Raw genomic sequence first — 21,912 nt, forward strand, 5'->3', positions numbered from 1 at the left:
CGGCCTGTCGCAGGGCTGTGCGGCGCAGAGCTGTCTCGTGGAGGTCGTTCGCGCGGCGGATCAGGACAGCGAAGCGGCGGCGCATGAGGCGCAGCCTCTTCACGGCAGAGCAGATCATCGGCATCCTGAAGGAGCATGAGGCCGGGGTGCCAGTACCGGAAGCACGGGGTGAGCGATTCCCGCCTCTACAAGTGGAAGGCCCGACTGAGTGCGATGAACGTGTCAGAGGCGAGGCGGGCGCAGGCACTCGCGGACCATAACGCAAAGCGGACCGCGCACCCGCGGCGGCATCCGACGCTACGCACCATGAGCGGCTCCGCGACTGATACCGCCGCTCAGCCCGCCCGAGAGGGCAAATCCAACCTTCCGAGCGAACTCACAGATGCATAGAAGTTGGGACAATATCAGCCGCTTCGCGTGCGACGGACCTGCAGTTGGACAGTTAACGGACGCGGCACAAGAACTCTCGAAACTATCGAATGCCGGATCGGCGACGGCGCGAAACTACCCCGCTTTCCGATCTCATCGCTCGGACGGGAAGATCGTCTTCCAGTCGTTCTTCATGTCGATGAGGAGCCAGCCGTTGCTTGGCGCGAGATCCAGCCCCCTGTCGAGGCGGCCGAAGGCGGTGGCGCGGTCATAGGCGTATTCACGCGCCGCATCGGTGTGATGAACCAAGGCGCCGAGGCGCGCGCCGTCACCGGCGGTCGTCCATTGCAGCATCTGAATGTCGCCGTCGGAATTGCCGAAGGCAGCGATCGGGCGCTGGCCGATATGCAAATTGATACCGACCGGCTTGCCGGGGCCGTTCTCGATGAAGCTGATCTGCGGGCGCCGGATCAAGGTCGGCGTGCCGTCGACCAGCTCGAACTCGGTGTTGATGCTCGATCCCACCACCTGCGCCGGCGGAATACCATAAGCCTTGTTCGTCCACGGGCGCATGAATTCGATGCCCCCGCCCGAGACGATATAGGTTCTGAAGCCGTTGGCGCGCAGATAGTCGAGCAACTCGACCATCGGCTGGTAGACGAGATCGGTATATTTGCGCTTGAAACGCGGGTGCTCGGCGGTGGCGAGCCAGTGCGTCACGATGGCCTCGAAGGCCGCGGGCGTCATTCCCGCATGCGTCACCGCCACGAGTTCGACGAGGCCCTTGTCCCCTGCCGCCATCAGGGCTGGGAGGTCGTCTTCGATCGCCGCCTTGAGAACGGGGTTATCGAGCCATTCAGGGTGATCCGGCGCCAGCAGCTTCACCCGGTCGAGCGTGAAGGCAAGCTTGGTGTACATTGGATGCTCGACCCACAAGGTTCCGTCATTGTCGAACACCGCGATGCGGTCCTCGATCGGGACGTAGTCCTTGCCAGACCGATCGGTCACCTTCTCGACGAAGGAGGTAATGGCCGACTTCGTGGCCCCCTCATTCCAGGAGACCAGTGGACCCGTCGTGGCACGTGCCGGAGCGAACGCCGTTCCAAGTGCGATAAGCACCGTGACGGCGAGTGCAGCGAGACGGCGGCGGGTCGTGACTGATTGCAGGAGCATGAGGCGACGCCCCGGGCGACCCGACAAGCCGCCCCTTCAGGTGGAAACAACCGCGCGGAGGAACGCGAGTGACGGCACGAGCGCAAGGTCCGATCAGCGTGCTGGGCACGTTGACCGGCACATGCTCTAGGGAAGCTTTTCGAAGTCGCCTGGCGTCCAGCTGTAATCGATGGCCGCCTCGGTCGGGCCATAGAGGCGCAAAATGGCAAAGAAGCCCCGCTCCGGCGCCGTCGGCAGCCAGTTGGCTTCCTTGCCCTCGGGGGGCTTCGGGTCGATGAAAAGATCCGTCGAGCCGTCGGCATTGCGCACCGGCTTGTCGCGCGAGCCGAGCGAGGGGAAACGCCGCTGCTCTGTCGCAAGGCCCGAAGCGTTGGCGGCCTCATAGAGTGTCACCGACCAGAACATTTCTGCCGGAATGTTGGCGGGCAGGTTCAGCCTGTAGCTATCCTTGCCGATGAGCGGCTTGCCCTCGGCGTCGTTGAACGTGATCGCATAGGCCGCGCCGCGACCAGGACTCTGCGACACCATGCCGGGGCTAATCGAGTAATAGTTGGTGAAAAACCAGAAGCGCGGCTCGAAAGCATAATAGCCGTCCGCCTTGTCCCGGAAATCGAGATCAAGCGCCTTCTCGGCACCGGGGGTGGACAGGTTGTTGACCGGATTGACCCACTGGCGATCCTTCCAGACGCGAAAGTTCGCGCCGCCGAGACCGGGCAGGAAGCCGACCGCGCGGCTCATGTCGTAACCGGACTTCGCGGCGGCGTTCAGCAGCGTGCGCTGTTTTGCATCGGGTTCGAAAGGCTTGCCCGCGACGAGACCGACACTGGCGAGGATGCCGAGCCCGTCGGGTCCGGCAAGGTGCCGGCCTTCCTTGTCGACCAGCCATTTGAGCTGCTCGAACGCCTCGATACCCGAGCGCGGCAGCATGTTGGCCGGCACGCCCGAAGCATCCGGGAACTGCATCGGCTTGCGCGCGGCTTCCGCCACGTTGAGCGGGTAGATCTTCGTCTTTTCCAGATGCGCGACGGCGGGAGCCAGATTGTTCGGGTCCTCATAGAAACCGCGCAGGAAAACAAAGAGATTGTTCGTGCCCGAACGATAGACGTAGTAGCCGTCCGGCACGGCGCCGTCATAGCCTGGCGGCAGCACGAGGAACTTGCCGCCCTTGCCCTGATCGGGGCCGGGCAGGCCGACATCGCCGAAATATTTGCCACCATCGACCGGGATCGGCCGCTGCAAGAAATCGAGAAGGATGCCCTGAAGGCCGGGAGGCGCGTCCAGAACGATGGGGCCGGTCTCGCTCATATCAATATAGCTCATCGCATAGAGCACGTCGGAGTTCGGCGTCGTGACCAGCGTCTTCGGATCGAGCCGCTGTTTCCAGATCGGCAGCACGTTGTAACCGGTGCCGAACACTTTGTCGGAGCCGTACTTCATACCGAGCGTGTTGATCAGCGGCATCGCCCAGAGATAGGCCTGCGTCGCCTGCTGGAAGGCGAGGGTCTCCAGCAGCGTGTTTGCGGTTTCAGATGTCGGCCGGTTGAAGTCGAACGGGAGATTGGCGATCTCGTCGAAGCGCAATGGCTGGGCGGGCACCACACCATAAGAGCCCAGAAGAACGGCCAAGGCCGCAGCAGATGCCATGAGCGTGTTGCGGATCATACAGATTGCTCTTCTCGATACACTGTGCCGGTTTATGGAACGACGGGATGCGGCGCGACCAACGAGGCCGCGCCGCGCCGTGTCACTTCACGACTTCGAAATCGGCGAGGGTGAAGGTCTTGTCGAAGAACTCTTTCTTCGGCGCATACAGGCGGAAGTAGACAAACCAGCCCTCACCATCCACCAGCTTCAGGTGGTTGGCTTCCCGGCCTTCCGGTGCCGTCGGGCCGACGAAGATGTCGATGCTGCCATCCGCATTGAACGCGAGGTCCTTCATGCGGCTGTCGATGCTGGCGTCGCGCGGCTGCGTGCCGCCATTGTCGTAGGTCGTGCGGGTGTTCTCGCTGTAGAGCGTGAGCGACCAGAACTGCTCGACGGGTACGTGTGCCGGGACATGCAGCCTGTAGGTGCGGTCGCCGCGCAGCGTGTTGCCGTCGGCATCGCGCTTGGTGGTCATGTAGATCTGGCCCTCACCGACCTGCGGGTCGACCATGCCCTTGCTGGTAGCGACGGCTTCATAGAACCAGGTCGCGCGCTCATCGATCTGCTGGATGTCCACCGTTTCCTGTGGGATCACGAAATCGACGCTCTTGTACCAGGAGGTGCCCGGCCAGAACGGCTCGGTGTAGCGCGGATTGACCTGGAGGTTGCGCGCCATGAGTTCCCCCATCGCGCCGCCCTTGAGCAGGATATCCTTCAAGCGCTCATCGGGCTCGAACGGCTTGCCCTTTGCGATGCCAAGGGGGGCGACCATCGCCATCCATCCCTTGTCGATCTCGCGAACAGGTTCGTCCTGAATGACCTCGGCGAGCGTCTTCCAGTAGTCGAGGCCGCGCGGGGGCGTCGCCAGCCATTTGACGTCCTTGCCCTTGATGAAGCGGCTCGGTTTCAGATCGCCGGCCGGGCCCATGCGGTAGTCGGACGTGAACTTGCTATAATAGCCGGGCTCCTGACTGAGGATGCGCAGACCGACGAAGATGTTGTTGGTCGCGCTCTGCACGACGACGGCGCCATCCCGCTTGTACGTGGCCGGATCGTCGTCGGGGCCGACGACGATATAGGTCGCGCCCTTGCCCTGATCAGGGCCGGTGAGGCCGAGATCGCTGATAGGGCGCTGCCAGAAGTCCAGTATGCCGCCGGCCGTCTGGCCCGCGGGATAATCGATCTCGATCGGGCCATCCTTGAGATTGCTGAAATTGAAGATGTAAGGCGTCGTCAGGTTAGGTGTGAGAATGCCGCTCTTCTCGCGCACCGTCTCCAGCACGACGAAGTCGGTGGGGCTGTCGACACCGAAAGCCGCATTCTCCGTATCGCGCCATGTGGCGGAGCTGACGAGCGGCAGGCTCCAGATATAGGCCTGCGCCGCGCGCTGATAATCCATCTCGTCGAACAGGCGCTTGGACGCGTTCGCGTCGAAATAACTGTCGGTGAGCCTGATCTCGCCGATCGGGGTGGCGATCAGCTCATCGCCGTGCAACTTGGCGTCTTCGAGAGCGACCGGCCCGGCCAGAGCGGTCGAACCCAGCAGCGCGGTCAACAGGAGTGGAGCAATCCCCCACGGTGCGGTTTTGCTGGCCATTTATCGCCTCATCTGGAGAGGTTGCCGCGATAGGAAGCACTGACTGCTTCTTATTTGGTCGCGGCATGATCCCCAAAGGAGACGCGACTGGCTATGCGTTTCCTGCCAATCAGTGCAGTTGCGGCGGGCGGCTCGCACGACCCAGCCTCTCACGGGTTTGGGAGGGCAGTTCCCCGAACAGTTCGCGATACCAGCCCGCGAGCCGTCCCAACTCGCTTATGCCCCAATGATTGGCGATCGTGGCGAGCGTCGTCGTTCTCTCCAGATCTGAGATCACATCGTATCGAATGCGGTGAAGTCGGAGCTTCAGGACATAGGAATAGGGCGTTTCATCCAGCCGCTCCCGAAAGGCACGATGCAACGTGCGCGGCGAGGTTGCGGCAGCTGTTGCTATCAGTTCCACCGACATCGGCGATCCGAGATTATCATGGATGAAGGCACGGGCGCGTCTGACGATCCGCTCATAGCCACGGGGGGTGCGCAGTCCGATGACGGCGAGCGGCGGCCGGCCGATATGGTCGATGAGGGCCTCGATGAGGGCAGCGGCCGGATCGAGGCCGGCCGGCCCGCGGTCGACGGCAGGGTCGTGAAGCGGCCGGAACAAGCGCTTGAGAAGGTTCAACTGGGGAGCGGCAAGCCGCCGCCCGTGAACGCCGCTGCCGCCGAGTTCGCGTGACGAGAGGACGAGCTCGCGCTGGGCCGCCGGCTCAAGAACCTCATCGCTCAAGGTGAAGACCGCGTAGAGCGATCCCGGCACATACAGCGAGTCATGTTCGTCACCCGGCATGAAGACGCCGACATTGCCCGAGCTCACATCATTGAGCCAGTGACGCGTTCCCGGAGGCAGGTCGATGCCAAGACCGATGGTTATCCAGTCTTCCGACAAAGGTCCGGTGAGCGATACGCGGCTGTCGATCATACCCGTCGAGAAGCGAATGCCCCGGCTCTCGGTAAAGGCCAGGCTACCGGTAACCGGCGCAGCCGACATCTGCGTGGCGCTGAGCCCGGCACCATGCACCGCCTCGCTCAAATCCTCGATGCTCGACAACCGAACGACAGACCAATCCGATGTGAGCGACTGCGTCAATTGATCAAATCCACTCCGGCGCCGATGAGGCGGCAGCGGCAAGCTTAATAGTACCGTCCGCTTTTTCCAACGCAGGCTCGTGCATTGATGGGACGGGTTCCGCAGCGTTCCAAGAGTTGATCAATGTCCCACTCGCCCTGCGGTCACGATCCCCATTCTCCGCGAATGATCGGGGTCGGCGGGTTGATCCCGGTTCCTGCACGATTACCGATAGACCGGCGATGGACATCTATCCGCTCGTGCCTGCAGATATCGGCCAGGCCATCAATACCGGGTGGATCATGCCATGATTTCTGCGGGAACCGGATCACCGTCAAAGCGATCCGAGTACGGTGAGCAGCCCGCCTAAGCCGTGATCGACAGGATCGTTTCGTCTGTCGCGCGCCCGAACGGGCCGTCCGCATCCGGGTCGATGTCCCGGTCATGCAAGACCTGACACGGGGTCGAGTGAAAAAATGGGCGCGGCCAAGGCCGCGCCCAATACCGGCCGCGTCCCCACACGGCGGATTCCGGTTTGACCGGAATGGGATGTCGCTTTCGCTCTCAGAAAAGGGCCGCCGTCTTCTGGAGCGTGATCCAGATGCCGAAGACGAGCGGAATGCCCACGGCCGTCCATGCGAGCGCGGCGGTCAGATCGAGCCCGCCCCGGCCGATGCCGAAGGAACCGGAGATCACCACATCGGATGCGGCGGACTTGGCCTGCACGGCCGCGAGTTCCTCGTCGCTCATGTACCAGCGGGCGGCGACGGGGCGCACCAGCGCGTTGGCGATCAGCCCTACCACCAGAAGTCCCGCCAGAATGTACATGGTGAAGTCGTACACCTGGTCGCGCGGGACGCCGGCATTCGCCGGCCGAAGCTGTCGGTGATCGGCTCGTAGGCCGACATGTACCAGTCGTTTACGACGAAGGCGCTGCCGAGCCATATCCGGCCGTCCTGCAGAACGGCGGTGCGCACCGCGTTCGACACCCGCGTGCCAAGTGCGCGCCGGCCCTCGAACAGCCGGACATTGGTGCTGATGCGTACATCGTCGAGAAACAGCGTCGCCGTGCCCACGCTGCCTTCCGGGAGCGAGCCCGCGCGATAGACGAGATCGTTGATCGTGTCGATGAAGACGAGGTTCTGGTTGAGCAATATGCCGCCCACCAGCACCACGGTCCTCCCGTCCGGCAGGCGCATCCCGACGGCGGTATGCACAACCATGCCCTGCGTCTCCTCGGAGAGCGCGGACGGCGCGGCATTCGGCGTCGGCACCAGCTCGATGCGCGCGCGCTCGGCGAGCATGGGCGAGATCGCGGCCAGCTCGGCCGGCGAGAAGATGTCCACCGCCGTCCGCGAGCCGCCCTCGAAAGCCGCGGCGATCACCGGCCAGTCCGCGCGCGGCCGCGTGGCGGCCAGAGGCATGGCGGAGGCGGCGACGTCCCCGCTCTTGTCCAGCACATACAGGAAATCGAGCCCGAGCACCTTGCGCCGCTCGTCCAGCAGTTCGACGAGCATCTCCGCCCTGTCCTCGGTCTGCAGGCTCTGGAACAAGGCGGACAGGCCGAGCGCCTCCACACGATCGCCTGTGGTTTCGAGGATGCGGGCCAGATACTGGCGGGCGATCGTCAGATCGCCTTGTACCTTCGACTGCAGCAGCGCATCGAACTTGCCGTTCCAGCGCACCATGGTGATGCCCAGCAGTAGCGGCAGCACGACCAGCGTCGGCAGCAGCGCAATGGCGAGCAGGCGGATGCGGACCGGAACGGCGCGTCGCGGCCGGGCGGCGGGTTCAATGAGAGCCGACATTCCACTGCGCACATTTTCGGTCGATGGTCTTGCGCGAAACGCCCAGCCGGCGCGCGGTCTCCGCGCGGTCGAAGCCCGTCTGCTCCAGCATGGCGAGGATATGCCGGCGCTCCAGGTCGTCCAGGCTTTGCCCTTCGCCGGACGAGGCGCCTAGGCGGCTGGCCGGCAAGTCGTTCGCGAAGCGGCCGAGGATGAGCGAACGCTCGATCACATTGCGCAGCTCGCGGATATTGCCCGGCCAGCGATAGGCACGCAGCGCCGCACGCGCCTCTTCATCGAGCCGGATCGCGGGCACACCGAGCTGGCGCGTCAGCGTCGCCAGGAACTGCAGGGCCAGTTCGTCGATGTCCTCGCGGCGCTCGCGCAGCGGCGGCAGTCGGATTTGCATCACGTTCATGCGGTAATAGAGATCGGCGCGGAAGCGCCCGACTGCCACGTCCTCCTCGAGATCGCGATTGGTGGCGAAGACGAGGCGGACATCCACCGGCATCTCGCGTTCGGCGCCGACCGGGCGCACCCGCCGTTCTTCCAGCACGCGCAACAGCTTGCTCTGCATCGGCATCGGCAGTTCGCCGATCTCGTCGAGGAACAGCGTGCCCCCGTCCGCATGGATGAACAGGCCGTCACGTGCGGTAAGCGCCCCGGTGAAGGCGCCCTTCAGATGACCGAACAGCTCGCTCTCGATCATGTCCGGCGGTATGGCGGCACAGTTGACGGGTACGAAGGGTTTGTCGGACCGGTCGGACATGGCATGGAGAACGCGCGCGGCCACCTCCTTGCCGGTGCCGGATTCGCCCGTGACAAGCACCGACGTCGGCAGCGGTGCGACCCGCGCAATGGCCTCGCGCACCGCCCGGATCGCTGCCGACTGGCCGAGCAGCTTGTGCGGCGATTCACCGTCGCCGGTCGCACGCAGTTCCTGCCGCAGCACCCCGTTCTCGCGCCTCAGGCTTTGGCGGTCGAGGCAGCGGGCGACCGCGTTCAGGATCTGGTTGGAACGAAATGGCTTGAGGACGAAATCCGCCGCACCGGCCCGCAGGGCCTCGATGGCGGTTTCGAGGTCGGCATAGGCAGTGATGAGGATCGCATCCGAATAGAAACCAATCGCGCGCTGCTCGCCGAGCCAGCGAATGCCGGTGGTCCCCGGCATGACGTTGTCGATGATCACGACATCATAATGCCGTTCATCCATCTTGCGGGAGGCTTCGCCGGCATCCTGGGCCTCGTCGACAAGCCGGCAGCGCGGGCCAAGGGTGCGCAGCAGGAAATTGCGAATGCCCGGCTCGTCGTCGATCACGAGGACGGCCGCCTGCCGCAATGCCGCTCCGAAATCCGACCCCGTTGCAACCGGCTCTCCTGGTCGCCCAGTCGTTTCCACCAAGCCGTCTCCCTCGCTCTTGTTCTGTTACGCCAAACTAGGAGCAGAGAATGAAGCCTGACAAGGCGTGCCTGAGGGAAGCAGCACAGGAGCCGCTCACCGCTATCCCGCAGCCGGAAAAGAACTTGCACGGATCGAGGTGACTGGTTCGATCTATCGAATCTCTCGCATGATTTATTGGAGACGGAAACCGATCGTCTGGTGCGAACTCATGACGCTTGTGGCGGCGGGCGTGCGCTCCGGCCTCGCTCTCGGATACGGCGCCGCGGTTGCGATCGCCCATGTCCTGGGAGAACGTGGCGGCTTCCGCATGCCGGTCGAATACAGTGTCGCCGATCCCGGCGTCCTCGCGGCTCTCTTCGCGGCGGCGGCTGTAATGGCGGCCATCCCCGCCCTTCTTGCCTATCGGCTGCCACCGGCAGAGGCACTGCGCGGATAGGCGTCCGGCGCGTCCGACGCACCGAACCGCCGCGCGGCTCGTACCCCGAGCAGGATGAAAACGGCGAGGGTGATGAGTTGCGCCACGGCGAACGGCGGCTCGGCCTGCGTCGGCGCCAGGGCGTGCAGAGCCGGCACCTTCAGGAAGGCCTGCGCCACCAGCACGAAAACCAGCAGGTACTGGCTCACCACGATCCCGATGGCGTAGATCCAGCGCCAGACACCGGCGTGGCGCCCGCCATAAGCGGCATAAAGCGTCACAGCCAGCACCAGCAGCGCCACCGCCCCCACCACGTGCGAAGGCAATATGCCGTTGAAGGGGAAGAAATAGCCGGTGACGCTGGTGGCGATGGCTGTCCCGAGAAACAGGGGCGTCCACACGGGCGCGATCCGCCCACGGAAAAGTCCGGCCATCGCCGGAATGCCGGCGATGATCGCGACGAGGCTGAGCGCGGTATGCACGGCCGTCAGCGTGGTCAGGTCCATGGTGCGCAGATTCCGGCGCCGGCCGCGACGACACCGCGTCGACCGCGCATCGGCAATCACATCCTTCCCCGTTTCCGCCCGCGTGTCGCGCCCATTTTCACCGTGCCCGCACGAAATGAATACGCCGCCCGCACGTGGCTCTTCAGGCGGATGCCGCCTCCTGAGCCGCCGCGATCGCCTGGTCGGACACCGCCTTGGCCCGTGCCGCGGCGGCAGCGGCCGTGGTGTCGCCGCCACCCAGCGCCTGTACCGCCACCGTGGCATTGGCGAACTCGATTCCCTGCTGCGGCAGGGTCCGGATCATCCGCTTGATCGCCTCGCGCTGGATGAAGGTCGGCTTGCTCGGCTTCACCGTGAATTTGAAGCGGACGATGAGTGCGCTGTCGGCGATATCGGCAACGCCTTGCATCTTCAGCGGTGTCAGGAACTCGTCCTTCATCTCCGGATCTTCCAGCATTTCCTGGCCGATCTTCTTGACCGCCTTGCGCAGCTTTTCGAGATCGGTATCGCGGGTGAAGCGCAGGTTGAACTTCAGGGTCGACCAGTCGCGGCTGAAATTCGTGATCTGGCCGAGCTGGCCGAACGGAATGGTGTGCACCATGCCGTTCTGGTGCCGCAGCTTCAGCGAGCGCAGCGTGAAACCTTCCACCGTGCCCTTGGCCTTGCCGCAGTCGATATATTCCCCGACCCGGAACGCGTCGTCGACCAGGTAGAAGACGCCGGAAACGATGTCCTTCACCAGCGTCTGGCTGCCGAAGGAAATGGCGAGGCCGATGATCGAGGCGCCCGCGATCAGCGGCGTGATGTTGATGCCGAGTTGGGACAGCACGGTCAGCCCCGCCATGACCACGATGGCGATGATCAACGCCACGCGCAGCAACGGCATCAGCGTGGCAACACGCGAAACCGTGGTCGCAGCCGCGTCATCGGGATCCTGCAGGCCCGGCACGCCGGCCGCGGGGGTCCGGTACAATCCGGTGAAATATTCCACCGCCTGCCACGCGCAATAGGCGCCGAACAGGATGGCGCCGGCCGGCAGCGCCGCCGCCGCGACCGCGTTGTAGCGGCTCATCTCCATCATCCCGACGCCATCGACCGCCCAGATCCGAACCAGCAGAGCGCCCGCGCCGATGAACAGAGCCACGCGGACGCAACGCATGACGGCCTCGATCGCCCGCTCGCGCGCCTTGGATCCGACCTGTTGCAACTCGCCCTCGAGCAGCCGGCAGGTCTTGTCCATGAGCGTCTCGAGCAGCAGCAGGCCGACCACCACGTTGACCGTTGCGACGAGCGCCTCGACGGCGCCGGTACGGCCGGTCAGCGCGCCATGGATGCGGGTCAACCCGATCATCAGCAGAACCGGGATGGCAAGGCCCAACCAGGAATGAGCAAGCGCCCGAAGCACCGGACCCGGCCTTCCCTGCCGCGACTCGCCCCGGATCCAGCGGGCCACCGGAGCCCGCAGGCGCACTGCCGTGACGATGAAAAGGGTGGTCATCACCGTCGAGTTCAGCAGGAGCGTGAAGGCGATCACCTCCTCCGTCGAACGCATCCCGTCGAGGATGCGGCGGATATCCGCCAGGACGATCGCCAGCAGAATGGCCGCACTGACCCAGCGGTAAATCTGCCGGGCGTCATCGTCGCCGATGTCGGCAAGTCGCGCCTGGCTCAGGGAAGGGCGCAGGATGACGCGGAACACGGTCGCATAGAGCCGCCAATAGAACAGCGTGGTGAGCGCCAGATATCCCAGTTGCGACTGGGGGCTGCCCTGCGGAAACCAGGTGATGACGAAGCTGTGGACGACCAGCCAGAGCGCGACGAGGCCGACGGCATCGAGCGCCAGCAGGGCGAACAGCGCCCACAGCCCGGGCGCGCCGATCACCTGCCCCGCAAGCCGGTGACGCAGCGGCCGGCAGACCGCACGTATGCCGAGCTCGGTCGCCAGGGTCACGATGACGGCAACGATGAGCTGCAGAATGAACAAGCCCGGGGTACGCCCGCCGTTGCGATCCGCCGTCAGAAGCGAGGGAACGCGGGCCAGCTGGCTGATATAGCCCGGCGATGCCAGCAGGATATCATCACCGCGCTCGAGGAGGCCGATGAACACCTCGCTGACCGGTTCCTCATGGCTCATCGCCATCATCGGCGCGTCGGTTCCAGCGGTCGCCGCCGGCTTAGCCGGTTCGGCGGGGGCCGATGGGGCCGGCGCCGTATTGTGGAGCCGTTCGGCCACGGCCTTGCTGAGCGAGTCGACCAACTGGTCGAACTGCTGCTGGGTCAGCGGCGCGGGAGGGGTCTGCGCCATGGCCGCGAAGGGCAGCATCACCAGCAGCAGGGCGGAAAGCGCAGCACGGAGAAGTTTCATCGGAGCACCGGTCGGGGGCGAACACCGGACGACCCGCCGTCCGGTCCCTGCACGCCTGCTGGCCGTATCACGACGATGTTAAGATCGCACCAACGGGATTAGTATCGGGGTGATCACCTGTGCCGGCCCGCTCAGTCCCTACGGAAGCCCGTGCTCGCGGAAATCAGCGTCTGTGTATAGGGATGCGCCGCTCGCCCTGCCGCCAGATCCGGCGCGGAGAGCCGCTCCACCACCTCGCCATCCTTCATCACGATGAGGCGTTCGCACATGTGATGGACAACGGACAGGTCATGGCTGACGAGCAGGAAGCTCAAGGCCCGATCGGCTCGGATCTGTTCCAGGAGGTTGAGGATCTCGGCCTGGACGGAAGCGTCGAGCGCCGATGTCGGCTCGTCGAGCAGGAGCAGCGTGGGTTCGAGGATCAGAGCGCGGGCGATGGCGACGCGCTGGCGCTGGCCGCCGGAGAGCTGGTGGGGATAGCGGAAGCGGAAGCCGCTTCCCAATCCCACCTCGTCAAGCACACGGGCGATGCGGCGGTCGACGTCATCGAGCGCGTGGATGGCAAGCGGTTCCAGCAGCAGCCGGTCGACCGTCTGGCGTGGGTGCAGCGAGCCGTAGGGATCCTGAAAGACCATCTGGACCCGGCGGTGGAACGCCATATCCCGGCGCCGGGCGAGCGGCTGCCCATCGAGACGTATGCTGCCCGCCACCACCGGGGCGAGGCCCGCAATGGCCCGCAGGACGGTAGACTTGCCGGAACCCGATTCGCCAACGATGCCAAGAGCCGCACCGGCCGGCATCGCGAGACCGAACCGGTCGAGTGCCGTGAAGCCGGCATAGGCCACGCTGACGCTGTCGAGTTCGATCAACGGGTTCACGGCTCGGCCTCGCGGGGATCGAGCGCATCGCGCAACCCGTCGCCGAGCAGGTTGAAGCCCAGGCTGACGATGAGGATCGCAGCGCCGGGCGCGGCCGCGACCCACCATTGATCCAGAATGAAGCGGCGCCCCGAGGCGATCATGGCCCCCCATTCGGGAAGCGGGGGTTGCGCACCGAGACCGAGGAAGCCGAGGCCCGCCGCAGTCAGGATGATCCCGGCCATATCGAGGGTGACGCGGACGATGAGGGAGGCGAGGCACATCGGCATGATGTGACGCAGGACGATGCGCAGCGGTGAGGCGCCCATGAGCCGCACGGCGGCGATGTAGTCCGAGTTCCGCACGGTCAGAGTTTCGGCCCGTGCGATGCGCGCATAGGGCGGCCAGGAGGTGATCGCGATCGCGATGATCGCGTTCTCGATCCCCGGACCCAGCGCCGCAACGAAGGCAAGCGCCAGTATCAGCTTGGGAAAGGCGAGGAATATGTCGGTGATCCGCATGAGCAGACCATCGATCCACCCACCCGCATAACCCGCCACCGTCCCGACCAGCAGACCGAGGGGGGCGGCGATCACCGCGACCAGAGCCACCACCATCAGCGTGATCCGCGAGCCCCAGATCAGCCGCGAGAGGATGTCCCGCCCCTGGTCGTCGGTCCCGAGCCAGTGCGCCGCGTCGGGCGGCAGCAGGCGGGTGGTGCGCAGGTCGCCGGCGGTGGGCGAATAGGGCGCGATCCACGGTGCAGTCAGTGCAACGATCAGGAGTGTCAGGAGGATGATCAGACCGATCAGTGCGAGCCGGTTGGCCCGGAAGCGCCGCCACGTCGCATAGGCCCGGCCGCACCGCGCCTGCAGCCGCGAGGCCGGCCGGTCGCTGGCCAGCCACTCCCGCCACGACACCCCGCCCGCCCCGCTCATCGCGTCCTCGGGTCGAGCGAGCGGTAGAGGAGGTCGGAGACGAGGTTGATGCCGACGAACACCGCCCCGATCACGATGGTGCCGCCGAGCACGGCGTTCATGTCGGCGTTCTGCAGCGAATTGGTGATGTACAGCCCCAGCCCCGGCCAGGCGAATACCGTCTCGGTCAGCACCGAGCCCTCCAGCAGCCCGGCATAGGAGAGCGCGATCACCGTCACCAGCGGCACCGCGGCGTTGCGGAGCGCATGGCCCCAGACGATGCGCGTCTCCGACAACCCCTTGGCGCGGGCGGCGACGATGTATTCCTGCCCGAGCTCGGCCAGCATGAAGCTGCGCGTCATCCGGCTGATATAGGCCAGCGAGAAATAGCCGAGCAGGCTGGCCGGCAGGATGATGTGGGCGAAGAGATCCCGCAGCACCGCCCATTCCCCCTGCCGCAGCGCCTCGACGAGATAGAAGCCGCTCGCCGGGCTGAAGCTGTATTCGTGGACGACGTCGATCCGCCCCGGCCCCGCCGTCCAGCCGAGCCGGGCGTAGAATACCAGCAGCGCCAGCATGCCGAGCCAGAAGATCGGCATGGAGTAGCCGAGCAGCCCCACCACCCGCACCAGCTGGTCGAGCAGGCTGCCCCGCCGCACCGCCGCCATCACCCCGAGCGGCACGCCGAACACCACGCCGATCAGCGTGCCGAGCGTGGCGAGTTCGATGGTGGCGGGAAAGACCCGGGCGATGTCGTCCATCACCGGCCGCGTCGTCAGCACCGAGGTGCCGAAATCGCCTGACAGCGCCTTGCGGACATAGATGACGAACTGCTCCGGCAGCGGCCTGTTCAGCCCCATTTCCTCGCGCGTGCGCTCGACTACGCTGGTCGGCGCCCGGTCGCCGACGATCGCCAGCACCGGGTCGACCGGGATGACGCGTCCGATGAAGAAGGTGACCGCCAGCAGGCCGAGGAAGGTCACGGCCATGACCATCAGGAAGCGCAGCCCGGCGAGGAGCCGCGACTCGATGCCGGGCGGCGGCGGGCGCCGGCGGGCGGCCGGCAGAGCGGGATCGGCGAGGCTCACCGCTCCGATCCCTTTCGAGGGCGGGGCCGGGAGGGCCGTGCGACGATCATCGCGCCACGGACCTCCCGCCTCTTTTGGCCGCCGAGAACAGGCGGCGGCAGGCGCCGGGCCGAAGGATGCCGGCCGGCGGCGCGGCGGCGAAGCCGCCCGATCGCACGCCCCTGCCCTCTCATCCACAGGCCCCCGTCATGCCGAGGTGCCCCGCGCATCGGGGCTTTGAGACACGCACGGGAGCGCGATGGCCGGGCAGCCAAACCGGCTTCGGAAAACAACGCCTGTCCGCCCCCGTCCGCCGCGAGTTGCGCCGAAGCCTCCGTCGAGGCTCGCGGCGCTCGCACCTCAGGACGACGCCGGCGGAATACCCACCCGCCGCCTTCCGTGGCTCGGGGAAACGGCACATGCGCATCCGCCTGCCGCCGACGGGCGGCCGGCTCGGTGCGTGTCGCGCCTCGGGGGAACCGCACGCGCGCGGCCGTCAGTTCTTGGTCACCCGATAGACATAGGTGGTGTCGGACGACGGCCCCAGCTTGAAGTTCTGCACGCTCTTGTTGACCCCGGCGGCTTCCGTCATCTGGAACACCATCACGAAGGGGCTGGTCTCGCGGAAGGTCTTCTGCAGGTCCTCATAGATGGCGACGCGCTTTCCGGCATCCGATTCCAGCACCGCCGCCTTGGTCTTGGCGGTGAGATCCGGGATATCCCACGAATTGCGCCAGGCCAGCGTCTTGGCCGGGGTGTTGTCGGAATTGTCGACATTGCGGGTGAAGGTGTCGGCGTTGGAATTGGGATCCCAGTAATCGACGCCCCACTGGCCGATATAGAGGTCGTGGTTGCGGGCGCGGTACTTGGTCAGCGTCTGCTTGCCGTCGCCGGGGATGATCTCGATCTTGATGCCCGCCTGCGCCGCGCTGCGCTGGACCGATTCGGCGATGCCGGTCACCGGCTGGGTGTTGCGCACGTCGAAGGTCACGCTGAAGCCGTCCTTGAGCCCCGCCTTGGCCAGCAGGTCCTTGGCCTTGGCGACATCGAGCGTGTAGGGCTTCGCGTCGGAGGCGCCGAGGATGCCCTTGGGCAGGAAGTTCTGGTGGATTTCGCCGATGCCCTTGATCAGGGTGGCGCCGATGCCGTCGTAATCGACCAGATATTTGAACGCCTCGCGCACCTCGGGCTTGGCGAGGTTCGGGTTTTTCTGGTTCAGGCTGAAATAATAGACCGTGCCCTTGGGGGTCGCGGTGGTGACCAGCTTGTCGTTCTTCGCCACCGCCTCGAGGTCGCCCGGCTCGAGGTTGCGGGCGATGTCGATGTCGCCGCTCTCCAGCAGCAGCCGCTGCGTCGCGCTTTCCTTGACGTGGCGGTAGATGACGCGGGCGAGCTTGGTCTTGTCGCCGTGGTACTTGTCGTTCTTCTCGAGAACGAGAATCTCGTTGGCCCGCCAGTCACGGATCTTGAGCGGGCCGGAGCCGGCATAATTGGTCTTCAGCCAGGCATAGCCGAGATCGCCGTCCTTCTCGTGCTCCAGCACCAGCTTCTTGTCGATCACCGCCGCGATGTTGGCGGTGAGGCAGTTCAGCACGAAGGTGGGCGCATAGGGCTGGTCGGTCTCGAACACGAAGGTGCCGTCGGGCATCGCCTTCGCCTTCTGCGCGACGTTGTCCTTGGTCAGGCCGAACTGGTTGAGGATGAAGGCCGGCGACTTGTCGAGCTTGACCGCCCGCTGGATCGAAAAGGCGACATCCTCGGCGGTGATCGGGTTGCCGGAGGCGAAGACGAGGCCGGGCTTCAGCTTGAAGGTGAAGGTCTTGCCGTCGGGCGAGACGGTCCAGCTCTCGGCGAGGTCGCCATAGAGCTTCGAGGGGTCGGCCGGATCGAAGCGCACCAGCCGGTCATAGCTGTTGCCCATGATCTCGCCGGCGCTGATCTCGAAGGCCTCGCCGGGATCCAGCGTGATGATGTCGTCGATCGCCCAGGCGAGGACCAGCGTGTCCTTCGGGGTGGCGGCGAGCGCCGCCGGCGCCGTGCCCGCGAGCATGAGCGCCAGCGCCGCCCCGCCGAGAAGCCGGCGGGTGGGGCGGAAGGCGATGGGGGAGAACAGGGTGGCAAGCGACACGGTCGGCATGGGGGCGCCCTCGGGTGAGTGCCGCACGACCCTGGCTGCGCGCCTGCCGCGCCCGGTCACGGAGGCCCCCGGTCGATCCGGCGGCGGCGCCCGATCGGGAAGAGCCCTATTCGTGCCAGGCGCCGCGCAGCACCCGCAGCCAGTTGGTCCGGCAGATTTTCGCTACGTCAGCGGGAGCGTAGCCGGCCGCCCGCAGCGCCGCAACGAGATGTTGCAGCCCGCCCGCATCGCCGATCGCGTCGGGGATCAGTGCACCGTCGAAATCCGAGCCGAGCGCGACGCCCTCGATGCCGAGCCGCCCGACCAGGTGGTCGATGTGGCGCACCATGTCGGCGAGCGGGGTCGCCCCCTCGCGCGCGCCGTCCGGGCGCAGCATGGTGACGGCGAAGTTGAGCCCGACCAGTCCGCCGCTCTCGGCGATGGCGTCGAGCTGGCGGTCGGTGAGGTTGCGCGCGACCGGCGTGATGGCGTGGACGTTGGAATGGCTGGCGACCAGCGGCTGATCGGTGATCGCCGCCACGTCCCAGAACCCCTGCTCGGTGATGTGGGCGAGGTCGATCAGGATGCCGAGCCGGTTGCAGGTGCGGATCAGCTCGCGGCCGGCATCGGTCAGCCCCGGCCCGGTGTCCGGGCTCATCGGATAGGCGAACGGCACGCCATGGCCGAAGATGTTGTGGCGGCTCCACACCGGCCCGAGCGAGCGCAGCCCGGCGGCGTACAGCACCTCGAGCGCGGCGAGGTCCGGGCCGATCGGCTCGCAGCCCTCCAGATGCAGCACCGCCGCGAAGCGCCCCGCCGCCAGCGCGGCGTCGATCTCGGCGCCGATGCGGCAGATCTCCCAGCCGCCGGCGCGGGCGATGCGCAGCGCGATCGCCGCCATCTCCAGCGCGATGTCGAGCGAGGGCGCCCGCTCCAGCGGATCGGCGAGCGGGGTGACGTAATGCCCGTTGGCGTCGGGCTCGGTGAGGATCAGCTCGCCCGAGGGGACGTAGATGGCGCACAGCCCGCCGGCGAGCCCGCCCGCCTGCGCGCGGGGGAGGTCGATATGGCCCTCGCCGGTGCCGTCCAGGAACGCGGCGACCGGGTCCTGCCCCGCCCGCGCCTGCGTCCACAGCCTGAGCAGCACGTCGTTATGTCCGTCGAACACCGGCTCCATCGGCCCGCGATCCCCTCGTGATCCACGCCCCGCGCTTCGCCCGCCGGTGCGGCGGCAAGATGGCGGCGCGCCGCCTCAGCTGCCGCGATAGGTGGAGTAGCTCCACGGCGTCGCGACCAGCGGCACGTGGTAGCGCCCCTCCGGCGCGTCGATGCCGAAAGCGATGGTCACCGCACCGAGGAAGGGGATGTCGGGCAGCGCGACGCCCTTGCCGCGGAAATAGGCGTCGAGCCCGAACACCAGTTCGTAGCGCCCCGCCCGCAGCGGCGCCCCGCCGAGCAGTGGCGCGTCGGTACGGCCATTGGCGTTGGTGACCGCCTCGACCAGCTTCGCCCGGCCGCTGCGGCCGACCTCGTACAGCGCCAGCGCCACCCCTTCCGCCGGCACGCCGTGATAGGAATCGAGCACATGCGTCGACAGATGCCCGGCCACCACCGGCATGCCCGGCCCCTCGACCCGGTCGGCGAGGCGCAGCCGGGTGATGTGGCCGATCTCGTCGAGCGCGGCGGCGATCTCCTGCGCCTCGTCATGGGCGAGCCGGCGGCGATAGCCGTCGAGCACCGCATCGCGGGTCTGCCGCCGCACACAGACGATGTAGGGAATGCCGAACTTCGCCCGGTAGGCCGCATTCAGCCGCTGGAATTCGTCATATTCCGCGTCAGACAGCCGGTCGAGGCCGAGCCCGGCCTGTTCGGAGACCGAGGCCGGCGCCATCGCCCCCGCCCGCGCCGCCTTGCCGGCGAGATCCGGGTGGCCCTTCAGGAAGGCGACCTGCGTCTCCGGCGCGCTCGCCGCCACCGCCGCCATCATCGCCGCGTGAAGATCGGCGACGCCGGCGAAGGGCCGTGCCGCCGCCGCCGCTTCCGCCACCCAGGGCGCATGCTCGAAGATGTCCCCCAGCGCGGCGACGAAGGCGGCAGGCGTGGCGGCGTTGAGGGTGTCGAGGCTCAGGCGTTCGGTCGGCATGCGGCGTCTCCGGGGCGCGGCCGGCGCAAGGCCCGGCCGCCGGCGAGGGTAGGCGCGAAGCTACACGTGGAGGCGGCCCCGCCGCCACGGGGCGGGCGGACAAATGCGCCGGCGTGGGGCACTGCCCGCGCGGCGAGGTGGGATACCCGGATCACACGTGCTCGCCCGCCGCTGCCGCAGAGGCGGCGTGTTCGGCGAGGTCGACCCCCTTCACGCCGTTGAAGAAGGCGTTCAGCGCCACCGCGACGATGGCGGCGAGCAGGATGCCCGATTCCAGCAGCGGGTGGAGCTGGTGCGGCAGGTTCGCGAAGAAGGTCGGCGCCACCAGCGGGATCATGCCGAAGCCGACCGAGAGCGCGACGACATAGAGGTTGAAGGCGTTGGTGCGGAAATCGACCTGGGCGAGGATGCGCGCGCCCGTCGCCGCCACCATGCCGAACATCACGATGCCGGCGCCGCCGAGCACGACCTGCGGCACCGCCTCGACGATCGCCGCCATCTTGGGCAGCAGGCCGAGCACCAGCATGATCACCCCGCCGGCGGCCGTGACGAAGCGCGAGCGCACCCCGGTGACCCCGACCAGCCCGACATTCTGCGAGAAGGAGGTGTAGGGGAAGGTGTTGAACACGCCGCCGATCAGCGTGCCGACGCCATCGGCGCGCAGCCCGGCGGTCAGCGCGGCGCGATCGATCTTCCGGTCCGTCATGTCGCCGAGGGCGAGGAACATGCCGGTCGATTCGATCATCACCACCACCATCACGATGCACATCGTCAGCGCGGGCACGAGGTGGAAGGTCGGCACGCCGAAATGGAAGGGCAGGATGAGACCGACCCAGTGCGCATCCGCCACCTTCTCGAAATGCATCACCCCGAGCAGCGAGGCCAGCACCGAGCCGGCGACGATGCCGAGCAGCACCGCGACATTGGCAACGAAGCCCTTGCCCCAGCGGATCAGCGCGAGGATGACGAGCAGCACGAACAGGGCGATGCCGAGCCCCTGCAGCTGGCCATAGGCGGGATTGGGGAAGGCGCCCTTCACGCCGTCCAGTTCCTTCGTCACGGTCGGCAGCCCGCCGCCCGCCCAGTTGATACCCACCCGCATCAGCGAGATGCCGATGACGAGGATGATGGTGCCGGTGACCACCGGCGGGAACAGCGGCAGCAGCCGGCTGATGAACGGCGCGACGGCGATGCCGAACAGGCCGGCGACGATCACCGAGCCGTAGATGCCGAGTAGGCCGATGGAGGGATCCCCCGCCATGGCCAGCATCGGCCCGACCGAGGCGAAGGTGACGCCCATCATCACCGGTAGCCGGATGCCGACCCCGCGGAAGCCGACACACTGGATCAGCGTGGCGATGCCGCAGGCGAAGAGATCGGCGCTGATCAGGAAGGCCACGTCCTCGCCCGACAGCTTCAGCGCCCGGCCGACGATGAGGGGCACGGCCACCGCGCCGGCATACATCACCAGCACATGCTGGACCGCCAGCGGCAGCAGCCGCGCGAGAGGAAGCCGTTCATCGACCGGGTGGACCGCTGACGCCATCTGTCGCTCCGTGGTGGGCGGGAAAGGTAGCATGGCAGGTAGCAAGGAGCGCGCCAGAGGGCAGATGTCGCCGGACGCGGGCAGGCGGCACGGGCGAGGACGTAGGGGATTCGCCGCCACGAGGCCGCCGCGACGAGGGGCCATGCACCCCCGCCCTGCGCGCCCCGCAGCCGCCGCATGCGCGCATCGGCCTTGCCAGCCCCGGCGCGAGCCCCTTCCATGCGCGCCCCTGCCCCGGCCATCCGGCCCCGATCGAGGACAGCCTCCCGATGAGCGACCGCTATTCCGAACGCCTGCGCACCGCCTTCGCCGCCGACTGGTCGGCCGCCATCGGCCACCGCTTCGTCGACGAACTCTTCGCGGGCACGGTGGCGCCGGAACGGATGCGCGCCTATCTCGTGCAGGACTACCAGTTCATCGACCGCTTCGTGGCGCTGCTCGGCTCGGCCATCGCCTCGGCGGATCTCTTCACCTCGCGCGTGCGCCTCGCCCAGTTCACGGCGATGATCACCGGCGAGGAGAACACCTATTTCCAGCGCGCCTTCGACGCGCTCGGCGTGCCGGCGGGCGAGCGCGAGGCGCCCGCGCTCGCACCGGTGACGCGCGATTTCCAGGCGCTGATGGGCGAAGCCGCCGATAGCCGCGACTACGCCGCCTGCCTCGCCGTGCTGAGCGTCGCCGAGGGGCTCTATCTCGACTGGGCCGACCGTCCGGGCACCACGCTGCCGGCCGACTTCATCCACGCCGAATGGATCACGCTGCACAACAACGACGTGTTCCGCGCCTTCGTGGCCTGGCTGCGCAGCGAACTCGACCGGGTCGGCGCGACGCTTGCCCCGGAGCGCGAGCGGCAGGTGCGGGCGCTGTTCGGCCGGGCGGTGGCGCTGGAGCGCGCCTTCTTCGACCATGTCTATGCCCCGTGACGGCAAAACCCGTCTGATT

The 21,912-nt window shown here is 66.8% G+C and carries 17 protein-coding genes and 2 pseudogenes; 3 read left to right on the forward strand and 16 right to left on the reverse strand.

Annotated elements, in window-relative coordinates:
* Positions 1 to 83: 83 nt before the first annotated feature.
* Positions 84 to 267, forward strand: a pseudogene (locus ACEUEL_RS15520) (transposase); the annotation flags it as partial.
* A 255-nt stretch (positions 268 to 522) separates the two neighbouring features.
* On the opposite strand, the gene ACEUEL_RS15525 reads toward ACEUEL_RS15520, so the two are convergent.
* The 7 genes and pseudogenes from ACEUEL_RS15525 to ACEUEL_RS15555 form a co-directional block, all read right to left on the reverse strand.
* Complete coding sequence (locus tag ACEUEL_RS15525; protein ID WP_405707595.1) at positions 523 to 1,542, reverse strand: HAD family hydrolase; 1,020 nt, start codon at positions 1,540 to 1,542, stop codon at positions 523 to 525.
* A gap of 126 nt (positions 1,543 to 1,668) precedes the next feature.
* The gene (locus ACEUEL_RS15530; RefSeq protein WP_405707228.1) at positions 1,669 to 3,204 is read right to left on the reverse strand and encodes a DUF1254 domain-containing protein; all 1,536 of its coding nucleotides are present in this window, start codon (positions 3,202 to 3,204) and stop codon (positions 1,669 to 1,671) included.
* Between the two features lie 82 nt (positions 3,205 to 3,286).
* Complete coding sequence (locus ACEUEL_RS15535) at positions 3,287 to 4,783, reverse strand: DUF1254 domain-containing protein (protein WP_405707229.1); 1,497 nt, start codon at positions 4,781 to 4,783, stop codon at positions 3,287 to 3,289.
* Between the two features lie 109 nt (positions 4,784 to 4,892).
* Entirely contained in the window at positions 4,893 to 5,870 is a 978-nt protein-coding gene (locus ACEUEL_RS15540; protein ID WP_405707231.1) for an AraC family transcriptional regulator, read from the reverse strand.
* 543 nt (positions 5,871 to 6,413) lie between these two features.
* Positions 6,414 to 6,716, reverse strand: a pseudogene (locus ACEUEL_RS15545) (MFS transporter small subunit); the annotation flags it as partial.
* Complete coding sequence (locus ACEUEL_RS15550; RefSeq protein WP_405707233.1) at positions 6,647 to 7,657, reverse strand: cache domain-containing protein; 1,011 nt, start codon at positions 7,655 to 7,657, stop codon at positions 6,647 to 6,649. The gene ACEUEL_RS15550 and the pseudogene ACEUEL_RS15545, both read right to left, overlap by 70 nt.
* Positions 7,641 to 8,975, reverse strand: a complete 1,335-nt coding sequence (locus ACEUEL_RS15555) for a sigma-54-dependent transcriptional regulator (protein WP_405707235.1) — start codon at positions 8,973 to 8,975, stop codon at positions 7,641 to 7,643. Before ACEUEL_RS15555 ends, ACEUEL_RS15550 begins: the two co-directional genes overlap by 17 nt.
* 199 nt (positions 8,976 to 9,174) lie before the next feature.
* Here ACEUEL_RS15555 and ACEUEL_RS15560 point away from each other — a divergent pair, with 199 nt between their 5' ends.
* On the forward strand, positions 9,175 to 9,474 hold the full coding sequence (locus ACEUEL_RS15560; RefSeq protein WP_405707236.1) for a hypothetical protein: 300 nt from the start codon (positions 9,175 to 9,177) through the stop codon (positions 9,472 to 9,474).
* On the opposite strand, the gene ACEUEL_RS15565 is transcribed toward ACEUEL_RS15560, so the two are convergent.
* The 9 genes from ACEUEL_RS15565 to ACEUEL_RS15605 all read right to left on the reverse strand — a co-directional run bounded on the left by ACEUEL_RS15565 (position 9,438) and on the right by ACEUEL_RS15605 (position 20,970).
* Complete coding sequence (locus ACEUEL_RS15565; protein WP_405707238.1) at positions 9,438 to 9,959, reverse strand: hypothetical protein; 522 nt, start codon at positions 9,957 to 9,959, stop codon at positions 9,438 to 9,440. The two genes, ACEUEL_RS15560 and ACEUEL_RS15565, sit on opposite strands and share 37 nt — an antisense overlap.
* Before the next feature lie 142 nt (positions 9,960 to 10,101).
* A complete protein-coding gene (locus ACEUEL_RS15570) occupies positions 10,102 to 12,324 on the reverse strand; it encodes a mechanosensitive ion channel family protein (protein WP_405707240.1) in 2,223 nt (740 codons plus the stop codon).
* A gap of 131 nt (positions 12,325 to 12,455) precedes the next feature.
* Complete coding sequence (locus ACEUEL_RS15575; protein ID WP_405707242.1) at positions 12,456 to 13,202, reverse strand: ABC transporter ATP-binding protein; 747 nt, start codon at positions 13,200 to 13,202, stop codon at positions 12,456 to 12,458.
* A complete protein-coding gene (locus ACEUEL_RS15580; protein ID WP_405707244.1) occupies positions 13,199 to 14,119 on the reverse strand; it encodes an ABC transporter permease in 921 nt (306 codons plus the stop codon). The genes ACEUEL_RS15575 and ACEUEL_RS15580 overlap by 4 nt, the downstream gene beginning before the upstream one ends.
* Complete coding sequence (locus ACEUEL_RS15585) at positions 14,116 to 15,093, reverse strand: ABC transporter permease (RefSeq protein ID WP_405707596.1); 978 nt, start codon at positions 15,091 to 15,093, stop codon at positions 14,116 to 14,118. Before ACEUEL_RS15585 ends, ACEUEL_RS15580 begins: the two co-directional genes overlap by 4 nt.
* 568 nt (positions 15,094 to 15,661) lie before the next feature.
* Positions 15,662 to 17,302 (reverse strand): ABC transporter substrate-binding protein, encoded by a 1,641-nt coding sequence (locus tag ACEUEL_RS15590; protein ID WP_405707245.1) that lies wholly within the window; start codon positions 17,300 to 17,302, stop codon positions 15,662 to 15,664.
* A 106-nt stretch (positions 17,303 to 17,408) separates the two neighbouring features.
* Entirely contained in the window at positions 17,409 to 18,458 is a 1,050-nt protein-coding gene (locus ACEUEL_RS15595; protein ID WP_405707247.1) for a dipeptidase, read from the reverse strand.
* A gap of 75 nt (positions 18,459 to 18,533) precedes the next feature.
* Positions 18,534 to 19,424 (reverse strand): 2-oxo-4-hydroxy-4-carboxy-5-ureidoimidazoline decarboxylase, encoded by an 891-nt coding sequence (gene uraD, locus ACEUEL_RS15600; protein WP_405707249.1) that lies wholly within the window; start codon positions 19,422 to 19,424, stop codon positions 18,534 to 18,536.
* A gap of 151 nt (positions 19,425 to 19,575) precedes the next feature.
* The gene (locus ACEUEL_RS15605) at positions 19,576 to 20,970 is read right to left on the reverse strand and encodes a nucleobase:cation symporter-2 family protein (RefSeq protein WP_405707251.1); all 1,395 of its coding nucleotides are present in this window, start codon (positions 20,968 to 20,970) and stop codon (positions 19,576 to 19,578) included.
* A gap of 269 nt (positions 20,971 to 21,239) precedes the next feature.
* Here ACEUEL_RS15605 and ACEUEL_RS15610 point away from each other — a divergent pair, with 269 nt between their 5' ends.
* A complete protein-coding gene (locus ACEUEL_RS15610; protein WP_405707253.1) occupies positions 21,240 to 21,893 on the forward strand; it encodes a TenA family protein in 654 nt (217 codons plus the stop codon).
* The last annotated feature ends 19 nt before the right edge of the window (positions 21,894 to 21,912 follow it).

The organism is Ancylobacter terrae (assembly GCF_045108345.1).
GTDB lineage: Bacteria > Pseudomonadota > Alphaproteobacteria > Rhizobiales > Xanthobacteraceae > Ancylobacter.